The organism is Pseudanabaena minima str. Chao 2107 (assembly GCF_051131155.1).
Lineage (GTDB): Bacteria > Cyanobacteriota > Cyanobacteriia > Pseudanabaenales > Pseudanabaenaceae > Pseudanabaena > Pseudanabaena minima.
The window spans coordinates 1044014-1059690 of record NZ_CP159508.1 but is presented as its reverse complement, the minus strand read 5'-3'; the positions used below and the strand labels follow the sequence as shown (position 1 = coordinate 1059690).

Genomic DNA, 15677 nt, shown 5'->3' with positions numbered 1-15677 from the left:
AACAATGACAGACAAAGATTTACTTAAAAAATCTTCCATTCTTCGCGATTTAAAAAGAAGCCGTTGCCTTTAGGATTGGTACAGGTCAGCCCATTGCTGCGAGATTTGCAGACAAAGCCGCCTTTGCTCCAAGTCTTGCCATACGCCAAGGTTTTGTAGTTTGGTGAATAGATGGTATCGCCAACACAATTTACCTCTGGCTTACCAACTTTGGGTAAAGATAAGCCACCGCCCCAATCCAAACCACAGGATGCTGGCTCTGGTGGCATCGGTTTCAATTGGCTGACAATCTCACAACGCAGGCGATCGCCATAGATTACGCAGTAAATATTTTTACTAGGCATGATGAAACCGTTACTGCTAAAAGAATCCTCTGATGACTGGGCGATCGCAGGGGCATTTTGGGGCAATGCTTCCGCTTGGAAATTTATGGAGAAAAGCAGGGATGTAACAGTTGCTAAAACTGACAAACAGGAAATACTAATTTTGGTCATTGTTGAGAAAGTTGTATTTTCAAGAAGTGGTGATTAGGGACAACCTGATGCAACTTGCGGATTTTTTGCCTCCGCTTGTTCATAGGAGGAGTTAAAGACTCTTTGATAGACTGCTAATGCTTCATCGCCAGCCGATTGTCTGCGGTAATTCTTTTTATAGAAGTCCCGTGCGGCGATCGCCCCTTGCAATCTCGCCTCAGAACCAGCGATCGCACATTGTTTCAATCGCAAATTTTGCGCGGCTGGAATATCTGTGCGTTTGAAAACATTGGAAGCATCGGCGGCTTTGCGGAACTGGGCGATCGCGCTATCAAATTGTTCTTGTTTCAAGAAGCGATCGCCATTAATCCAATAGGTAATGATCGCGTATCCATAGGGACTTCTCGATCGCATCTTCCGTGATTGTTCTGGAGTTAGTTCCGATTGCTGCTTAAGTTTGCCCGATGGAAGGAAGGAAGTTGTTGAATTGGATGCGATAGTTGACTGAGCGATCACTTTGGATGTGTCGCTAGGTCTGGTTGCTGCCTGAGCCTGTCCCAAGGAAATCAGTGAATAGCCAAGAGCTATTAATCCAAATAGCTTGATTTTGGAGATGAGCATGGTTCTATTAATATTTAGAATTGAGGATAAAAAGGAAGATACGTTACGCTTCATTAACGCATCCTACTGGACTGTTTCATCTAAAATAGTGCAATAGATACGGTTATTCTTCTTGCTCAAATACTGGATAAAGATGTTTCAGTTTGACTCTGGCATCGCTTGTCGAAAACCTCCATATTACTTTGGATGCATTCTGATTTCGAGACTTTTGCCAAGCGTCTATCTCCTCTTTGAGTTTGTCCTTGCTAGGAATCCGTCTATCTAAACATTGTTTTGATAAGACACTCAATTCGGTTTCGGCTACATTCAACCAACTACCATTACGCGGCGTATGATAAATTTCTAGTCTTCTTGCTAAACGATGAGCTTCTGGTGCAGGAAATGCTTCATACAGCGAAGCTATATTATGGGTATTCAGATTATCACTGAGTAGCTTTACTTTTCGTGCATTCGGATAGTCCTCATCCAACAATTGACGTATTTCCTCAGCCCAATCTATCCTTGTTCGACTATCTCGGCTACTCACCCGTCTCCATCCTCGATGAGGGTCAACAAACATGAATAGGGCTTGAACACCTTCACGCTCATAGTGGTAGTCTTCTTTTTTATCTTGTCCAGGTTGCATCGCTATTGGTGGATAAACCTCTCCGAGTAGTTGCTTTGATGCTTCATCCATTGCAATCAACGGTTCTTCTTCGCATGGCTCCGTGCTATACAAGTCAAGGACGACTTCCATTTCTGCCACAAATCTTGCTAAATCTCTTTCGGGAATACAAAATCTCTGGGTTTTCCAAGGTCGTAATTCGTTTTTTTTAGAGTACGCCACACCGTTGATGCGGAAATTTCGGTAATAACTTGTCTTTGCTTGAGTTCTGACGTTAATAGTCTGATTGTCCACTCAGCACGTCCTTCTGGTGGGTCTGCACAACACAGAGCAATTATGTGGGCTTCGCTAGAGCCATCGACCTTGGGCGGTGTGGGGGGCGTTTTCCTTAATTGTCTCTCTAGTGCAGGTTTTTCACCTTTTTGCAGAAATCTTTGGCGAATTCGACCTACGGTGTTTCTATGCACCTGCAATGCTTCTGCTATTTCTTCATCAGTCCATGTTCTCTTGCTGTATTTTCCTTCATCACACATCAGTAAAATTCTGGCGTGCAAGATCTTTTTTGCAGGTGCATAGCCATTTCGACTAATTTGTTCTAAGTTTTCTCTATCCTCTACTGTTAAATAGACTTTATCTCGCCTTCCTCTTCCCATGATTAGGGCTCTCCAAACCAATATCTATTGCACTATTTTAGATGAAACAGTCCACTACAAATCTAGCTAGTCATCAACAAACTGGCAGATCGAAGCAGGCTGCAAGGGACAATCTGCTGGTTTGAATCGAGATTTAGATAGATTGAGAATTTCTAAGGATTTCAGATTAGATAGAGGCTTGAGACTCTTGACGGGATTTCCAGATAAGTCCAAAGAAGACAACTTAGTCAAATTCGCAATTGGTGTAACATCGGTGATCTGATTGTCATGCAATTGAAGAATTAACAAGTTAGTCAAGGTAGAAAGTGGTTTAATATCGCTGATGTTCAGCCTAGCAATTGAGAGTGATTCCAGATTTTTTAGTCCAGCGATAAGTCTAATATCTTTGACCTGATTTCTACTTAAATCAAGATCGGTTAAAGAAGTCAGTTTTGATAAAGGAGTGATGTCTTCGATTTTGTTGTTGGATAAACTCAGTTTAGTGAGCTTCGTAAAATTAGCAAGAAGTCTAATGTCTTTGATCTCATTGCCAGATATATCGAGATCACTCAACAAAGTCAGTTTTGCCAAAGGAGCGATGTCTTTGACTTGATTGTTGAGTAGCCCCAGTTTGGTGAGCTTTGTCAAGTTGGCAAGAGGTCGAATGTCTTTGATCGCATTGCCGCCTAGATCGAGATTACTCAACAAAGTCAGTTTTGCCAAAGGAGCGATGTCTTCGACTTTACTACTGAATAAACCCAGTTTGGTGAGCTTTGTCAAGTTAGCAAGAAGTCTAATGTCTTTAATCTCATTGAAGCCTAGATCGAGTTCACTCAATAAAGTCAGTTTTGCCAAAGGAGCGATGTCTTCGACTTTACTACTGAATAAACCCAGTTTGGTGAGCTTTGTCAAGTTAGCAAGAAGTCTAATGTCTTTAATCTCATTGAAGCCTAGATCGAGTTCACTCAATAAAGTCAGTTTTGCCAAAGGAGCGATATCTTCAACTTTATTGTTGAATAAACCCAGTTTGGTGAGCTTTGTCAAGTTGGAAAGAGGTCGGATATCTTTAATCTCATTGCCAGTTAGATTGAGATCACTCAACAAAGTCAGTTTTGCTAAGGGAGAGATATCTTCGACTTTATTGCCGAATAAACTCAGTTTAGTAAGCTTTGTCAAATTGGCAAGAGGTTCTACATCTGTAATCTCTTCGTTAGAAAGCCATAGCTCATCAAGACTGTTCAACTTCTGACTAGCAGCCTTACAGTCTTGAGTCTCAGCCTGTTTCAGTAGAGCTTCAACAGTATTCTTTTTAGCAGCAGGCAGAGAATCTTTTTGTTGACACCATTGCTCGAAGGTTTTGGGAGAGGCTTCAGCAGTGAGAACGGGGAATGAAGCAATGAAGGCGACAGTTGACAAAACTGACAGAGGGAATGTACGCATCTTTATACTTTATTGAGTTTTTTATTGCTAAGCCGAGATTTTATTGTTATAACAATTAGCGAAATCTTAACCGATATCCATAATTGACATGAGAAAAATTCGGAAAGTTGCTAAATTTCTTAAAAAATTTGCTAACTTCCCCAGATATAAATAGAGCCATTTTCCATTTTCATGATTCTGACGCTAGTGCCATCGGCTTGTTCTTCGCCCCTTTGCTGATAGACAATTCCACCGCGTTCATCGGTATAGACCATAGGGCGATCGCGACTCTGCAAGAAATAATCAGACACTCCATCTTCCCATCGAATCCCGATATTGCCTTGACTCATCGAAAACACACAGGGCATAGATACTGTAGGTCTTCTAGAACCATTAGGATAATATTCACAATAGGCTTTTCTACTGTCTGCCTGAGCTGAAAATGGAATAGATAAGGCGGCGATCGCGGAAATAACCCCAATTGAAATGAATTTCACAATTTTTAAGCTTTGTTTGCATTTTACTTTCATTATTGTAGCTATGATCAGTAAGTCTGATTGGTGATCAAGGTCACCAACAATCAAAAAAATTACCTATAGTTTTCATTAAATTTGATAGCTTTATTCCCAAATATCCACTTTATAAGGCTATTTATCTAGCAAAATCTTTCTAATCTCAGCAATAAAAGTTTTTGCATCAGCGATCGCCCTATTAGCAATTATCTCATCAGCTACAAAATTGGTACTATAATCACCCGATTGTCTCAGATCATAAGTACTTTTCAGGAGCTTAGCAATATCTAGGGAAAGCTTTCCTGTATGAGCAAAATGTAGGTTTATCAATTTGATCACTCCTTTATGAGTAGAAGTATCTAAACCTTCTGAAAGCAGCAATAGACCTCTTGCAGAACCAAAAACATGTTAGATTTATAAGCTTTTTATCAGATCTCAAATTAAGCGATGAAATACGAAGCCAGTCAAAATCTATCAGCGACAGAATTTAAACGGTTATTTGGGGTAAGAAGAGAAACATTTGCGCAAATGACGGAGCTAATGCAACAAGCAGCCCAAAGCAAAGGACAAGGTGGTGTAGAACCAAAGCTAAGTCTAGAAGACCAAATATTGGTTACTTTGCAGTATTGGCGTGAATATCGCACCTATTTTCATATTGCTAGCGACTGGGAAGTGTCAGAATCGACGATTTGCCGCATCGTCAAAAAAGTAGAAAATGTCTTAATTAAATCGAAAAAGTTTCGGTTAGCAGGAAAAAAGTCATTGTGGCAGGAGAAGGCTCCAGCCATAATTGCCATTGATGTAACTGAGACAAAGGTTGAGCGCCCTAAATATCACCAGAAACATTTTTATAGCGGTAAGAAAAAGCATCATGCCCTCAAAGCCCAATTGGTGGTCGATCTGACTAATTTCAAGATAGTTTGTACCGCTTACGGTAAGGGCAAGCAGCATGATTTCTCATTATTCAAGGCAAGTGGAGTTCATTTTCACGCACAGACACAAGGTTTGGCAGACAAGGGTTATCAAGGCTTACAAAAGTTGCATCCTAACTCGCAAATTCCTATCAAAAAGCCTCAAAATGGCTCATTATCCAAGGAAGATAAGCGTTGTAATCGCCAACTTGCACGTCAACGTATTGCGATTGAGCATGTTAATCGTCGCTTGAAGATTTTTAAGATTCTCTCTTTACCTTATCGTAATCGTCGTCGTCGTTTTGGTTTGCGTTGTAATTTGATTGCTGCCATTTATAACTTTGAAGTCGCTCTTGTTGCTTCTAAAACTTTCTCTGCTCTGGATTAATTTTCAGTTCTGCAAGAGGTCTAATGCCTGAGCAGCATAATACATCGCATAATAAGCACGAGATATACAAGAACGATAACGCTTTGCCTCATGTAAAAGTTCTGCTGTTTCTAAATCCTCGGAGGATAAGCTCAACAGTTTAGAGATTTCACTCATATCTCAATACCTTCCCGCTTTACCACTCGAATAAAAGAAATTGCAGAATCTAAAAAGGCGGACTTCGCAGTAGGAATAATTGAAACTAATTCACCATATTTATCCATAAAGTGCCAACCAATATCAGACATTCTGTATATTTCCTCGGCTACATTTACAGGATCATCAAGGACTGTCATCACGTCAATATCAGAATCAGAAGTAGCCTCTCCCCTTGCTTGCGAACCAAATAGAATCAAAGAAAATAAGCGATCGCCATATAGCTCTACTAACCTAGCTTTTAACTCGATTAGTAAATCTGATAATTGCTTATTTTCAATAGTCTTCATCATATCGCCTATGTTTTTGGGGTAGTGATCCAGAGGTAAGGATGGGCGGCGCGAAGCGCCGCCCATCCTTACCTCTGGATCTTTGATGCTAATTCTAATATAACTCGTACTTCATTAACTGACAGGGCAAAGCTCCATTAAGTACGGCTGTTCGTTCAGCACATTTCAATCCAATTGTTTGTGATAGTTGCTTATTGCCACTCAAGACAAAAGCCGTCCATCCCTTAAAACGTTGTTTGAGAACATTCCCTAACTGCTTATAAAAAGCACCCAAATCACTATCACGTCCTAATCTCTCACCATAGGGAGGATTGCAGAAGAGAACGCCACTATCAGCAGGGGCAACTACTTCCGCAAGGTCGAGAGCCGAGAAATAGACATGATTGGATAAGCCACAGTTTTTGGCATTGATAATTGCTTGATCCACCACTTCAGGATTGCGATCGCTACCCCAGATTGGCGCAGGCAAAGCATCCAAACGATTATCATCAGCTTCTTGAATTAATTTGGCTAAAAGCTCTTGATCAAAATCTAACCAAGTCTCAAAGCCAAAATGATCACGAAACATTCCAGGGGCGATATTCAAGGCTTTTAAACTAGCTTCTAAGGGCAAAGTTCCCGAACCACAGAGGGGATCGTAAAACATTTGGTCGGGTTGCCAACCTGACATCTGGATTAGGGCAGCAGCGAGGGATTCTTTCAGGGGAGCAGCGCCAACAGCAGGACGATAGCCGCGACGGTGCAAGCTATTGCCAGAGCTATCGAGACTGACCGTGCAACCATTGTCATCAATATGCACACCGATTCGGACATCCGCTTCCTGTACATCCACATCCGATCGCTCGCCAAATTTCTTCTTCTGCTGATCGACGATCGCATTTTTTACCTGTAAAGCCGTGAAATGCGTATGGTTGAGGTGATCATTTTTGCCAGTTGCATTCACCGATAAAGTCATTTCAGGAGTGAGAAATTCTGACCAGTCGATCGCTTTGATTCCTTGATAAAGATCATCAGCATCAAGGCAATCAAATTGATCGAGATGCATCAAGATCCGAAATGGTAGCCGCGCCCAAAGATTGACCCGATAAAGCAAAGTGCGATCGCCTTCAAAGCTCACACCACAAAATCCTGCCTCAACTGCATGTGCGCCCAGTTGTTCTAATTCCTGTGCTGCGAGTGCTTCTAAACCTCTCGCCACAGTTGCAAAGTATTGATTCATCTTTAAAATCCAGAGTATATATGCGGTGCTTTGCATCGCATATATACATATATAATAGCAATTCACAAAAGTGTGACAACACTTTTGTGAATTAAAAACTGAACCCTGTAATGGTTTTCAACACACAAAACGGCTACGCCATTTTGTGTGTTGATATAAACAGGCTAGGATGGACTCTAACCATCGACCGATCGCTTAGAAGGCGATTGCTCTATACAACTGAGCTACTAGCCCAAACAATTTCACGGTTTATTATATTACAACAAAACTTTGTCTTTTGGGAATATTTATTTAAAGAAGTTACTAGAAAAATTTATTTCAAATCAATTACTAATCTATAAAACTAGAAGAAAAAATCATGACTCTTAGCTGAAATGTTATGATCAATCATGATATAAAAGGAATCTAGATTTTAAATCAATGCATTGCTTTCTCAAAATAAAACTAGAAAAGCTTCTTCTGCATCATTCATGAGATTGTCCCAATTAGAGCTACTATTCCCCACATTTTCTTTAAAATCTTTTAAAGAAGGAAAATTTCGACCAATATAAAGGATCCCAAAATAATTTCTAAAAATAACATGAGGAAAAGAATACAAGTTGTTATTCCGCTTCAAGGTGACTCCATAGACAGCTTCTAAAGCTTCAAAAGCACTATCAGTATACTCATCTAGAGAATATCGGTCTGGGGGCAAACGATAGCTATAATTGTAATCACGAATATATTTTTTCAGTTTCTCTTTTGAAAGATAAAGATTATTATCCTCAAATGTTTTATATGCAATATATGCCAAAAGATTCTCAATAAAAAGAGTTGAGATAATACTTAGTAATTTAGTACCTTGTTGGATATTCCATTTCTCTAGCCATAGATTGACAGCCTCTTGAACAATAGACCACTTATTCTTATTAAGGTGATTTATATCTTTTGCATGATACTCTAGGCAAATTAATGCAAGCATTAAAGGTGTTTTGCACAAGTCCTTTATTTTTTCATTATCCTTTTTATTGAGAAAATTAATAAGATCTGGAGCAGAAACTACACGCTGATCATCAAGTTTTTCTGGCAGAGCTTTTATCCGTTTTTCAAGAAATTCTTCGATCATAGAGTCATCCATCTCATTTAGTTCTGCAATCTCAAAATTTTCTAGTAGAGGCATGTCTGAAATTTTGCGACAAGAGATGATGTAGTCATTGTTTGGATATTTTTGTACAAACTCTCTAACTGTTTCAATCAGGAGATCTCGATTAACTTCTGAGACCTGATCTAACCCATCAAAAAGGAAGAGACACTTATCACATTCATCGCCACTTTCCTCGTTCAATAGTTTTTTAAGTTGAGATTCATCCAGCTTATACTTACTTGCAATAAACTCAAGTAAATCATTCCCTTTACCGATCTCAATATATTCCCTTAAAACAATATGGATTGGCAGTTGGTTTGGCAGTATAACTCCATCAATACAAGTAATGGCTAGATTCTTTAAGTATGTAGTTTTGCCAGATCCAATACCACCAGTTACAAGAAGGCGTAGATGCTTATTTTTCAATTCGCCTTCAAAAGGTTTTGGAACTGCCAAACGATTCCCTTTTAAAGCCTCAGTGATTTGTAGATTGATGTAGATTTTGTCTAAATCAACAGGCTCTGACATGATTAAAATTCTTAGCTTCCCACAAGTCTCTTTAATAATATCTTTAATGCTATTTCGCATTTCTTGGATCAATTCAATAGTTCCTTTGTTAGAACCATTTTTAATAAAAAGAGGCTTTTCATTTTCAGCAATCTTCTCAGAGCAGCATCTCTCCTGATTAGTGCAGAAGTTTTTAGATTTGGCATCTGCTGGAAGATTATATCTTGTAAGAAGCTTCCGAATCTTTTCCAGTTGTGCTGGTTGACAATTCTGTCCGAATCCAGGTTTCCCCAGAATTCTTTCTACAGTTTCACGATCAATCTCTACATCAGAGGCGATAACTGATGGATCATAAGTTGCATTACCACTTCCCTCAGAGTTGCTAGGTATTAATACTAAAACTTTAAGGGCTTCAAGGGCTTGTCTAGTCAAACAACTTTTATTTGTACCGTGATTCATTTCAGGGAGCCCCATTCAGATTTGTTACGAAATGTTGAGAAGATCTTGTCGGTATCGTTGCGATATCAATGGAATTTGCTAGCCCTGTAATTTGTTCTGCAATTTGTTGGAACATGGTTACAACAGCAAAGCAAGAGGCATTTTTATAAAGTTTTATTTTTATGAAAATCTGTCTTTTATATTATCTAATCTTCTGCTCAGTTTAATCGGAGAGAGGACTATATTCTAGCGAATCACAGCAATCTTAAGCAAGCTCAACCGTACAAAACTTTACTGTTGCTGGTGTTACTGGTGCATTGATGGTGAGATCTTACCTAGTGCTGAACTAGTTTGTTTATCTTACTTCTAAGACTTCTTGTGTAAATTCTAATTAAGTAATTTTTGTTTGTTGAGTAATATATGGAAAACTCTCCTGTATTAATAAACGCCACTAAAGATATACTCCTTTTCCTTCTACAAAATCCGCAGTTGTTAGGAAGTGGTGTAGCCCTGAGTGCAATTCTTTTTGCTGTTCAGTTCTACCTAGTATTTAAAGTTCTCCAACTAGACAAGAAAATAAATGTCAAAGTCGATACATTAGGCTCTAGCATCAAAACACTAGGTGCTGATGTAGACTTTATTAAGAATAGGTCTAAAATTTTATCATTTGAAGAAGCATTGTGTATGTACACTTTGTACACTGGGCACTTAAGTTTCCTTATAACTGAGTGGGTTATGACTGTGAAGACAAATCCAACTATCACATTGGAAAACCCTGAAACTTTTGCCACTCAAATCGCAGGAACAATGCAAACAAAAATTGAGGAGTCTAGGGAACATTTACGATTGTTCTATCTTATTAATGGACAAAGTTTAGCTGATCTATTAGAAGAAGCGAATGCATCTAAAAGATTATTTGCCAATATTCAGCCATCAGTAGAGGGCTTAAGACAGGGTTTGTCATCTAAAGAAGATCCAACACTCCACATACAAAGAACTCTTTCTGCACTCTTGTTAAAATTTAAGCTTGATGCAAAAGAAAATTTCACTAAAAAACTTAAAGAGATATATGGTAAAAGCTCTAACTTAGGAGTGTGATCACTGACTGAGCCTGATTTTTGATGCTACACAATCATTTGCTAAGATATAAATTAATTGTCAAACAACTAAATCTATATCTTAGCAAATGCCCTAAATTTACCCTATCAGTTTATCCTGTGGACTGTAACAGAAAAAGTAAGCCCCCTCAAAAGAGCTTTTTCGCAAATTGCTTATCGACAGGGAGTCAATCGTCAACTCATACCAATCATTAAAGGCACAGGAACCCTCGTATAAACGATATTTGCAAGAAGCATTTCAGTTTTTTGTTAAAAATTACTTTTTAAACCACCTAAACAAATTGCTAGAGTGCAATGATAGAAAAACTGTATTAATAAAATTGATTGAAATTAGTAAATATTTATGGATAGTACATTAGCGATCGCATACCTTGGGGCATTAGTGGTGCTGCTAGCTGGGGTTAGCTGGTTAGTTATCCGCCAGATTTTGAAAGCCCGTAGTTTAGAAAATGTAATTTCTGACCTCCAACCTAAGCTCCAAAAGGAAAAAGGTACACCCGAAGACTATTACCAACTTGGTAGTGTCTATTTGCGAAAAAAGCTCTATGCTCAAGCCATTGTGCTATTTAATAAGGCGCTGAAAGAAGGCGGTGAGAATATTCCTGAGGTTTATAACGCGCTGGGATTTTCCTATTTCTCACAAGAACAGTACGATCTAGCGATCAAAAATTATAAAGAAGCAATCGCTTTGCAAGAAGGTTACGTAACGGCTATTAATAATCTTGGTCATGCCTATGAGAAGAAAAAGCTACTACCTCAAGCGATCGAGATGTATGAACAAGTCGTAAAACTGGATGACAAGAATGAAACCGCAACACGCCGCTTAAATTCTTTACGCAAACAAGTAGTACCAACAGCCTAAAAAGAAGGGACGCAAAGCGTCCCTTCTTTATTGCTTAGCTTCGATTAGTCCACCACCAAGTAACAGGTCACCATGATAAAAGACTGCTGCTTGACCTGGAGTAATGCTAAATTGTGGCTCGTCAAAGACAATCCTAGCGCGATTGCCTTCGAGGGGAATTACAGTGGCAGGTGCAGGCTCAGTACGATAGCGTACTTGCACTTCGGCAGTAAATGGAATATCTGTAGGGGCAAGTGATACCCAGTTGACTTGATTGATCGTGCATTCTTTCTCATGGGCTTCTGAGCGATCGCCCACAATAACTTCATTCTTGACAGGATCGAGCGCAATCACATACAAAGGATGCGCTGCCGCTACGCCTAACCCTTTGCGTTGTCCGATGGTGTAGTGATAAGTACCATCATGTTCACCCAAAACATTGCCATTCGTATCGACGATCTTGCCTTGGACGGGTGTGAGATATTTATCGAGAAAGGCTTTCATCGAGCCATTGGCTTCGACTAAGCATAAGTCCATACTTTCGGGCTTTTCGGCAGTGGCTAAGCCAAACTCAGCAGCAATTTTGCGAGTTTCGACTTTAGTTGTATCGCCCAAGGGAAAAATACAGCAGCTTAGTTCTTCTTGTCCGACTTCATAGAGAAAATATGACTGATCCTTATTTTCATCAACGGCACGGCGCAATTCGTAGCGTCCCGATTCAGGATTAAAGTTTAGCTTGGCATAATGTCCAGTCGCGATTTTATTGATGCCTAATTTTTCGCGGGCATAGGTCATCATTGGCATGAACTTTACGGCTTTGTTGCATCGTGAACATGGTAAAGGCGTAGCTCCTGCTGCATAGCCTGTGACTAGATAATTGATAATATTTTGTTCAAAGACATCGCGACTATCAACAATTTCATGATGAATGCCTAATTCTTCACATAGACGAGCGGCATCAACCATACCTTCTGAACAGCATTGTCCTTTGCCACGCATTAACCACAGCGTCAAACCTGTTACATCGTATCCAGACCGATGTAATAGTGCAGCAGCAACGGAGCTATCAACTCCGCCCGATAAACCGACTACGACTTTTTCTGTCTTTTTTTCTAAGATTTCTGCGTTTGACATTTGCTGCGATCGAACTATTCAACCTAAATTGTATCGCAAAGAGCTATGAGGTTTGTGGCAAGCGATCGCTTAAAAAACGAGTAACATGGCAATTCTGTACATTCTTTTAAAAAGGCTCTAAAATCCTGAAATTGTAATTAGTGTCGTAATTAATATTGTCACCATGAAATCTTTTTGGTCTTTCATTGTTCTATCTTCCACTGCGATTTTACTAGCTGCTCAGGCTGTACAAGCAGAAGTAAGTCCAAGTAATAATCAAAGCTTTGAAAAATGGTGTCTCCAAAAAAAATCTCTATCTCCTGAAACTAGAAAAACAATTGAAGTATTACTAGTAAATGCTGAAACTCAAAACTGTAAGTTAGCTGACACGAGATTAAATCGCCTAACATCCATCCGCCTTTTCGACAGTCAAATCAGCGATCTTCAGCCACTAGGCAGTTTGAAGAATGTCACTTCGATAGACATCCAAAGTAATCAAATTAGAGATCTTAAACCTCTAGCAAGTCTCAAAAAATTAACTAGACTCAATATAGAAAGCATTGAAGGTAATCAAATCAGCGATCTTCAGCCTCTATCGGAGTTAACAAATTTAACCGAGCTTAAGCTAAGCAATAATCAAATCATTGATCTAAAACCTCTAGCAAGGTTAAAGAATTTATCTCAACTCGATCTATGGAAGAATAAAATTAGCGATCTTCAGCCTCTCGAATCCTTAGATAAATTGTCGTACCTTGTTCTGAGTGACAATCAAATTGTAGATATTAAACCTCTTAAAAATCTAAAAAATCTTTCATATCTTAGTTTGGTTGTCAATCAAATTATAGATATTAAGCCTCTTGAATCGTTGGCTAATTTGCAAACACTCTACCTGTCTGGCAACAAAATCAGTAATTTAAAGCCTTTGGCACGCTTGACTAATTTGACTAGGTTAGAAATCGATGAAAATCAGATTAGTGATGTGCAGCCTCTGGCAAGTCTGACTAAATTGAGAAGACTAAATTTGTATAAAAATCGCATTAATAATTTAAAGGTACTATCAGGTTTAACTAATTTATCTAGGCTCGAACTTTCCAAAGATCTATCGATTAAAGCTTGTCCAGTCAAACCAGATTCTATTTGTAGATTTTATTAATCATCCCAAAAGAAGAAGGCGAATCTTTGTGCCGCCTTCTTCTTTTGAGCCTAACAAGAATGGCGACATCTGACCAAAAAATGCTCTAATAAGTGCGTTTGTGCGCCGAAATGGATATGGGTATAGGAAGCATGAACTTGATAGCGTTGCCATCCTTCCGATGAATATTGTAAATGTGAGTCATAGCCTTGTAGAGAATACAAGGGACGATCACAGATTTCGGTTAAAGATGAGCGATGAAACTCGTGTCCCCAGACTCGATCGCCTTTATTAACTAAGGGACTATCTTGCAAGGCGATCGCCTGACGATATCCCAAAGTTAGTCGCTTGCCCATTTTTGCCGCTGTCGGGAAAATATTCACCATTGGGAATGACTGTTCCTGAAAATCAACAATGCGATCGCACAGATACATTAGTCCTCCACATTCGGCATAGGTTGGTAAGCCTGATGTAATCGCATTGTGAACGGACGCTCTAGCGTTTTTATTTTCGGCTAATTCGCTGGCAAACACTTCAGGAAAACCACCGCCAAAATATAAGCCTTGGATATTTTCTGGCAAGGTGCGATCGCTAATGGGACTCCAAGAAATTAACTCCGCACCCATTTCTCTAAACAAATCGAGATTATCAGCATAGTAAAAACTGAAAGCACGATCTTGCGCGATCGCAATACGGATGCCCTCACCCCCAGCCCCTCTCGCATGGGGATGGGAGAGCAGTATTTCTGCTCCCCCTCTCCCAAAGGGAGAGGGGGCTGGGGGGTGAGGGCTTGACATCAATGGCAACAATTTCTCCCAATCAAAGCAAGTCTCTCCTAAATAGGCTAACCGCTCAATAATGCCATCGAGATTAGACATTTCCGCAGTGGGAACTAGTCCTAGATGGCGATCGGGAATGGAGATATCGTCTTGACGACGGAGAACACCTAGGATTGGTAAATTTAATGGTTCTAGAGCTTGGGTTAATAACTCTAAATGGCGATCGCTACCAACACGATTAAGCACAACGCCTGCAATGTGAATACGTGGATCGAAGGTGCGATATCCATGCGCGATCGCTGCAATGGAACGCGAAGTACTAGCACAGTTAAGAATTAGGACTACTGGAGCATTTAGCAGCCTTGCGACATGAGCAGTACTAGCAGTATCATCTTTGCCTGTTGCACCATCAAATAGCCCCATCACCCCTTCGATGAGTGCATATTCAGCTTTCTGGCTATGTTTTGCAAAACATTCCTTTACATAAGATTCAGAAGTAAGAACAGGATCGAGATTGCGACAGGGTAGCCCTGTGATGTAGGAATGGAACATGGGATCGATGTAGTCAGGTCCCACTTTAAAAGATTGCACTGGAGATTTAGCAGATGGCGATCGCGCTTTCATTGCTGCTAGTAGTGCCAAAGTTACGGTGGTCTTGCCTACACCACTACGCTCACCTGCGATGATAATTGCCATTTATAGTACTTTTTGATTCTAGTTATGAAATAAACTGTCGCAATAATTTATATTTTCCAACAAATGTAAATCGCGCTATTTCCCCTGTATCTTTTAATTATTATTTAAGTTTTAATTCACATGGAATTGTAGATATTTAGCATATCTCTCTGGTGAAGATATCTGCTGATCAGAATTCCATATAAGAATATCTCTAAGTTCTTCGGCTACTCGTTTGCGTTCTTCTCCAATTGGAAGTGAATGCGAATCTTTGAGCTTGAAATCAAGTTCTTGGATTTTTAATGCTTTATCCAAGACTTCATCAATATGTTTTGTTATATCATCTCCAAAAAGAAACCTAGACTTATAACGAGCTTCGCCTAAAATTTGTATTGCTTGCCCATCAACACGACCAAATTGAAAAACAAACATGAAATACTCCTGTAGTTTTTCGTAGGCTGCAAGACGTTTCTCGAAGAGGTCAAGGCGTAGTTTATCTTTAGCCGTTCGGTATTGATTATATGCAATGTAAGTGCCAATACTTCCCACCATTAGAGTAATTATTGATGGAGTTAATTTGACTATAATATCAACCCACAAAGGTATTGGTTGACTGATTTCTGATTGTGAAAGCATTATAGATTTGTGAGTTTTACTATTTTAGAGATTGTCTCTACATTGCATCAG

The 15677-nt window shown here is 39.5% G+C and carries 17 protein-coding genes and 1 tRNA gene; 4 read left to right on the top strand and 14 right to left on the bottom strand.

Annotation, left to right across the window (positions count from 1 at the left end; genetic code table 11):
- Positions 1 to 23: 23 nt before the first annotated feature.
- The 6 genes from ABM313_RS04560 to ABM313_RS04535 form a co-directional block, all read right to left on the bottom strand.
- On the bottom strand, positions 24 to 494 hold the full coding sequence (locus ABM313_RS04560; RefSeq protein ID WP_434686504.1) for a DUF6636 domain-containing protein: 471 nt from the start codon (positions 492 to 494) through the stop codon (positions 24 to 26).
- 33 nt (positions 495 to 527) lie between these two features.
- Positions 528 to 1094: a hypothetical protein gene (locus ABM313_RS04555; protein WP_434686503.1), complete on the bottom strand. Its 567-nt coding sequence runs from the start codon at positions 1092 to 1094 to the stop codon at positions 528 to 530.
- A gap of 103 nt (positions 1095 to 1197) precedes the next feature.
- Positions 1198 to 2351 (bottom strand): IS630 family transposase gene (locus ABM313_RS04550; protein ID WP_434683792.1). Its coding sequence is split into 2 segments (ribosomal slippage): positions 1198 to 1910 and positions 1910 to 2351, totalling 1155 coding nucleotides; the frame shifts between segments, so codons are not numbered across the junction.
- 66 nt (positions 2352 to 2417) lie between these two features.
- Entirely contained in the window at positions 2418 to 3770 is a 1353-nt protein-coding gene (locus ABM313_RS04545) for a leucine-rich repeat domain-containing protein (protein WP_434686502.1), read from the bottom strand.
- A 131-nt stretch (positions 3771 to 3901) separates the two neighbouring features.
- Entirely contained in the window at positions 3902 to 4246 is a 345-nt protein-coding gene (locus ABM313_RS04540) for a hypothetical protein (protein ID WP_434686501.1), read from the bottom strand.
- A gap of 150 nt (positions 4247 to 4396) precedes the next feature.
- Positions 4397 to 4642: a HEPN domain-containing protein gene (locus tag ABM313_RS04535; protein ID WP_434686500.1), complete on the bottom strand. Its 246-nt coding sequence runs from the start codon at positions 4640 to 4642 to the stop codon at positions 4397 to 4399.
- Positions 4643 to 4708: 66 nt separating this feature from the next.
- On the opposite strand from ABM313_RS04535, the gene ABM313_RS04530 reads away from it, so the two are divergent.
- Entirely contained in the window at positions 4709 to 5560 is an 852-nt protein-coding gene (locus tag ABM313_RS04530) for an IS5 family transposase (protein ID WP_434684046.1), read from the top strand.
- A gap of 3 nt (positions 5561 to 5563) precedes the next feature.
- Here the strand turns inward: ABM313_RS04530 and ABM313_RS04525 are convergent, their stop codons facing one another.
- The 5 genes from ABM313_RS04525 to ABM313_RS04505 form a co-directional block, all read right to left on the bottom strand.
- Complete coding sequence (locus tag ABM313_RS04525; RefSeq protein ID WP_434686499.1) at positions 5564 to 5716, bottom strand: HEPN domain-containing protein; 153 nt, start codon at positions 5714 to 5716, stop codon at positions 5564 to 5566.
- On the bottom strand, positions 5713 to 6111 hold the full coding sequence (locus tag ABM313_RS04520) for a nucleotidyltransferase domain-containing protein (protein WP_434686498.1): 399 nt from the start codon (positions 6109 to 6111) through the stop codon (positions 5713 to 5715). The genes ABM313_RS04525 and ABM313_RS04520 overlap by 4 nt, the downstream gene beginning before the upstream one ends.
- A gap of 28 nt (positions 6112 to 6139) precedes the next feature.
- Entirely contained in the window at positions 6140 to 7264 is a 1125-nt protein-coding gene (locus ABM313_RS04515; protein WP_434686497.1) for a THUMP domain-containing class I SAM-dependent RNA methyltransferase, read from the bottom strand.
- A gap of 160 nt (positions 7265 to 7424) precedes the next feature.
- Positions 7425 to 7498, bottom strand: a tRNA-Arg gene (locus ABM313_RS04510).
- A 199-nt stretch (positions 7499 to 7697) separates the two neighbouring features.
- A complete protein-coding gene (locus tag ABM313_RS04505) occupies positions 7698 to 9368 on the bottom strand; it encodes an NACHT domain-containing protein (RefSeq protein ID WP_434686496.1) in 1671 nt (556 codons plus the stop codon).
- 384 nt (positions 9369 to 9752) lie between these two features.
- On the opposite strand from ABM313_RS04505, the gene ABM313_RS04500 reads away from it, so the two are divergent.
- Together ABM313_RS04500 and ABM313_RS04495 are read left to right on the top strand one after the other, a co-directional pair.
- On the top strand, positions 9753 to 10430 hold the full coding sequence (locus tag ABM313_RS04500) for a hypothetical protein (protein ID WP_434686495.1): 678 nt from the start codon (positions 9753 to 9755) through the stop codon (positions 10428 to 10430).
- A 363-nt stretch (positions 10431 to 10793) separates the two neighbouring features.
- Positions 10794 to 11312, top strand: a complete 519-nt coding sequence (locus ABM313_RS04495) for a tetratricopeptide repeat protein (RefSeq protein ID WP_434686494.1) — start codon at positions 10794 to 10796, stop codon at positions 11310 to 11312.
- A 27-nt stretch (positions 11313 to 11339) separates the two neighbouring features.
- Here ABM313_RS04495 and mnmA read toward each other — a convergent pair whose 3' ends face one another.
- On the bottom strand, positions 11340 to 12425 hold the full coding sequence (gene mnmA, locus ABM313_RS04490) for a tRNA 2-thiouridine(34) synthase MnmA (RefSeq protein ID WP_434686493.1): 1086 nt from the start codon (positions 12423 to 12425) through the stop codon (positions 11340 to 11342).
- 163 nt (positions 12426 to 12588) lie between these two features.
- On the opposite strand from mnmA, the gene ABM313_RS04485 reads away from it, so the two are divergent.
- A complete protein-coding gene (locus tag ABM313_RS04485) occupies positions 12589 to 13557 on the top strand; it encodes a leucine-rich repeat domain-containing protein (RefSeq protein WP_434686492.1) in 969 nt (322 codons plus the stop codon).
- A 50-nt stretch (positions 13558 to 13607) separates the two neighbouring features.
- On the opposite strand, the gene ABM313_RS04480 is transcribed toward ABM313_RS04485, so the two are convergent.
- The gene (locus tag ABM313_RS04480) at positions 13608 to 15011 is read right to left on the bottom strand and encodes a cobyrinate a,c-diamide synthase (protein WP_434686491.1); all 1404 of its coding nucleotides are present in this window, start codon (positions 15009 to 15011) and stop codon (positions 13608 to 13610) included.
- 111 nt (positions 15012 to 15122) lie between these two features.
- A complete protein-coding gene (locus tag ABM313_RS04475) occupies positions 15123 to 15626 on the bottom strand; it encodes a hypothetical protein (RefSeq protein WP_434686490.1) in 504 nt (167 codons plus the stop codon).
- Between the last annotated feature and the right edge of the window lie 51 nt (positions 15627 to 15677).

Coding starts and splice junctions, on each gene's coding strand:
- ABM313_RS04545 (WP_434686502.1), bottom strand. CDS start 3,770: ATGCGTACATTCCCTCTGTCAGTTTTGTCAACTGTCGCCTTCATTGCT.
- ABM313_RS04505 (WP_434686496.1), bottom strand. CDS start 9,368: ATGGGGCTCCCTGAAATGAATCACGGTACAAATAAAAGTTGTTTGACT.
- ABM313_RS04525 (WP_434686499.1), bottom strand. CDS start 5,716: ATGAGTGAAATCTCTAAACTGTTGAGCTTATCCTCCGAGGATTTAGAA.
- ABM313_RS04530 (WP_434684046.1), top strand. CDS start 4,709: ATGAAATACGAAGCCAGTCAAAATCTATCAGCGACAGAATTTAAACGG.
- ABM313_RS04520 (WP_434686498.1), bottom strand. CDS start 6,111: ATGGGCGGCGCTTCGCGCCGCCCATCCTTACCTCTGGATCACTACCCC.
- ABM313_RS04500 (WP_434686495.1), top strand. CDS start 9,753: ATGGAAAACTCTCCTGTATTAATAAACGCCACTAAAGATATACTCCTT.
- ABM313_RS04475 (WP_434686490.1), bottom strand. CDS start 15,626: ATGCTTTCACAATCAGAAATCAGTCAACCAATACCTTTGTGGGTTGAT.
- ABM313_RS04495 (WP_434686494.1), top strand. CDS start 10,794: ATGGATAGTACATTAGCGATCGCATACCTTGGGGCATTAGTGGTGCTG.
- ABM313_RS04515 (WP_434686497.1), bottom strand. CDS start 7,264: ATGAATCAATACTTTGCAACTGTGGCGAGAGGTTTAGAAGCACTCGCA.
- ABM313_RS04480 (WP_434686491.1), bottom strand. CDS start 15,011: ATGGCAATTATCATCGCAGGTGAGCGTAGTGGTGTAGGCAAGACCACC.
- ABM313_RS04485 (WP_434686492.1), top strand. CDS start 12,589: ATGAAATCTTTTTGGTCTTTCATTGTTCTATCTTCCACTGCGATTTTA.
- mnmA (WP_434686493.1), bottom strand. CDS start 12,425: ATGTCAAACGCAGAAATCTTAGAAAAAAAGACAGAAAAAGTCGTAGTC.
- ABM313_RS04560 (WP_434686504.1), bottom strand. CDS start 494: ATGACCAAAATTAGTATTTCCTGTTTGTCAGTTTTAGCAACTGTTACA.
- ABM313_RS04555 (WP_434686503.1), bottom strand. CDS start 1,094: ATGCTCATCTCCAAAATCAAGCTATTTGGATTAATAGCTCTTGGCTAT.